This is a genomic window from Lishizhenia sp., from assembly GCF_033720595.1.
Taxonomy (GTDB): domain Bacteria; phylum Bacteroidota; class Bacteroidia; order Flavobacteriales_D; family Crocinitomicaceae; genus Lishizhenia.
In genome coordinates this window covers 1-3325 of sequence record NZ_JAWWCF010000257.1, presented here as the reverse complement: position 1 = coordinate 3325, position 3325 = coordinate 1, and the positions used below count along the sequence as shown (strand labels likewise).

The 3325-nt window shown below is 38.5% G+C and carries 1 protein-coding gene; it reads left to right on the top strand.

Translation table 11 applies throughout. From position 1 onward, the window contains the following. Nucleotides 1-3255: ATP-binding cassette domain-containing protein (locus R3333_RS13610; protein WP_318959323.1), on the top strand; the 3255-nt coding region annotated here is incomplete at its 5' end. Nucleotides 3256-3325 lie beyond the last annotated feature (70 nt).

Here is a 3325-nt window from a genome sequence, read left to right as displayed (position 1 = left end):
TTTATTCAATCCGCAGATTGGATTGTTGAGTTAGGACTTAAGGCTGGAGCTGAAGGTGGAGAAATTGTGTTTAATGGAAGTAAAAGCGAATTCCTTGCGGATAAAACATTGAACACCCCTACAAAACTTGCTTTGAGCGAAGATGAGCAGATAGCCACTCCCATTGCGTTGGAACAGGGAATGGAAAAGTTAAAGGGTGGACTGACAGTTTTTACTCGAAAATCGAAGGAAGTAGAAAGAACTTTGAAGGAATATGCTAGAAAAGAAGCATTCAATATTCAAACGGTAAATGATCAAGCTATAGGTAAAACTCCGCGCAGTAATCCTTCTACCTACACAGGGCTGGCAGATAAAATTAGAGATCTCTTGGCAAAAACTTCTACTGCCAAAGCACTGAAGTTGGCAAAAGGTGCTTTTTCGTTTAACAACAAAGCAGGAAGGTGTGCGAATTGTGAAGGGGCAGGAGTGATAAGTCTGTCCATGAGTGTAATGGGAAATGTAAATCAAAGGTGTCCGGTTTGTAATGGAAAGCGTTTTCATAAGGATGTTTTGCAGGTTAGCTGGAAGGAAAAAAATATTGCAGACATCTACGATTTAAGTGTGCGTCAAGCGCTAAGCTTTTTTGAGGGAGAGTCTAAACTTGTATCTATTTTAAGCTTGATGAATAACTTGGGCTTGGGGTATTTGAAATTGGGTCAGCCATCTAATACTTTATCAGGAGGTGAAGCACAGCGTATTAAGTTAACAAAGTATTTTGCCAAATCATCTCAACGAACCTTGTTGTTCTTAGAGGAGCCCAGTATAGGTTTACATCATCAAAATGTAAAAGAATTGATTGCGGCCTTGCATCAATTAAAAGCAAAAACTGCTGGAATTATTTGTTTTGAGAATCATCCTTTGTTTCAAAGTAGAGCAGATGTTTTTGTAGAAAATGCACGTGCAGTTGAAAGGGAGGTTTTGCCAGAATTGAAGCCGGAGGACAAAAAATATATTCACATAAAAGGTGCGCGTACGCATTTTCTGAAGGATGTAAATGTTAGTTTTCCCAAGTATAAAATCTCTGCAGTTACGGGAATTTCAGGTTCCGGAAAATCATCTTTATTGATAGATACACTTCATGCCTATGGTATGCAAGAAATGACACAACAATTTTCTAGTTATGAGCAAGGAAGAGTGGGCGGACAAATGCCCTTTGAGGTAGACGATGTTGAAGGATTAACCCCAACGATTTGTATCACTCGAAAGCATAAGAATTTCTCCGATAAGACTGATTTAGCTCAGCAGTGTGACATAGACAAACGATTGCGTTTTGCTTTTTCTAGAAAAGCTCAATTTGAAGGTGAAGAGTTATCTGCCTCTCATTTTTCTAAAAACCATGAACTTGGAAAATGTAAAGTTTGTGATGGTTATGGAGAAGCTTTGGTTCCTGATTTACAGAAAATAGTAGTTGATGAGAATTTGAGCATAGATGAGGGATTGTTTGAACACAATAAAGCCTTGGCCTATTACGGTCAAGCTTCTGGTCAGTATATGGCCATACTCCAAGAAGTGGGGAAGGAATACGGGTTTACATTGCAAACACCTTTCAATGATTTTACTGCACAACAATTGGATGTTATTTTGAATGGAATTCCTGAGAAAATATGGGAAACGGAATGGAAGTTTAAAACAAAGACCCGAGAAGGTGTTCAAGAAGTGAAAATGGAGTGGAAGGGGCTCTTTACTTATTTGAAGGAAGAGTATTTTAAAACACGCAAGAACAAAAATATTGCGACTTTAACAGCTCTGTTCTCTGAAGAAAGGTGTAGGGAATGTAAAGGAAGTGGTTTGTTAGCTGAACGTTTGAAGTTTACCCTTGATGGATTGAATTTTCAAGAGGTCAAAATGATGGATTTAGATCAATTTGAAAGTTGGTTAACACAAACGGATGGTGCCTCTGAAATTGATGGGAGACTCAAAGCTCAATTGGTTCATCATTTACGAGGATTGTTAGAGAAGGCCAAACAATTACACATCTCTTATTTGCAATTGAGCCGAAAAGCTAAAACTTTGAGCGGTGGTGAGCACCAACGAGTGGCTTTGATTCAACAGCTTAATTCACCGCTAAAAGGTATTACTTATTTACTCGATGAACCCTCTGCAGGTTTGTCGCAAAATAATATTGAAGATTTACAAAAGATTTTAAAGGAGTTGGTAGCCAAGGGGAATACAGTAATTCTTATTGAGCACAATAAAGAACTTTTAAAAACAGCAGATTATTTGGTGGAAATTGGTCCAAAGGCAGGGAGTTATGGAGGTGAGGTTATGTTTGCAGGATCACCGAATGAATTTGTTCTACAAAATGAAGTGCATCCTTTCTTAAAAGCGGAGTCTAAAAAACTTGTTTTAAAGCCTGGTAAGGAAAGCCTTGTATTGAAAGAAGTAGAAAAGTTTACGTTGAAGAAGAAGCTTTTAGAAATACCAGTGGGTGGAATCACTGCCCTTACGGGTAATTCTGGTGTTGGAAAAACAACCTTGGTCAAAGAGGTTGTCATGCCATGTGTAAGGCAAGAAGAAGCCGTGAATTGTGCTGCATTTCGTTTTCCTAAAAAGTATAGTGGCGTACAATATTTTGAAATGAAAAAGCTTAGAACCCAGAAGGCCACCTTAATGGTGGAATACATGGATGTTTTGAAAGATCTAACAAAGTGCTTTGCTAAAGGGAGTGGTGAGAAAGCCAAATTCTTCTCTTGGAAAACAAAAGGGAGTGAATGTGATAATTGTAAAGGGCAGGGAGTTTTGGTAACGAGTTTAGATGTTGCAGCAAGCACCTTAGAAGTGTGTGAGAAATGTAAAGGTACACGTTATGCAGATGAGGTTTTAGAACATAGGCTGGAAAACAAAAATATCGCAGAAGTTTTGTCTCTGAATGTTTCAGAAATGATGAGTTGGTTGGAAAAATACTTGCCTAAAACCAAAGCAATTGCTCGATTTGAAAAGTTGATGAAGGTTGGTTTAGGGCATTTGCAAATGGATCAACGTGTGCAAAGTCTTTCTTCGGGAGAAAAGCAGCGATTGACTTTGTTAGATTGGATGGATGAAAAAACAGAAAATCAACTGTTGATAATTGATGAACCGAGTATAGGGTTGCACTATGCAGATATCGATGCGCTTCTGAATATCTTAAGAGATCTGGCAAAGAAGAACGATGTTTTGGTGATAGATCATAATACTTATTTGTTAGAGAAGATTGGTGTAGGTGTGGTTCTGGCATAGTCGCGAGTATTCAAACAGGGATAGTATGGAAAGGAGGTGAAGCGAAAGGTTAGTAACGCTAAGGGAGGCG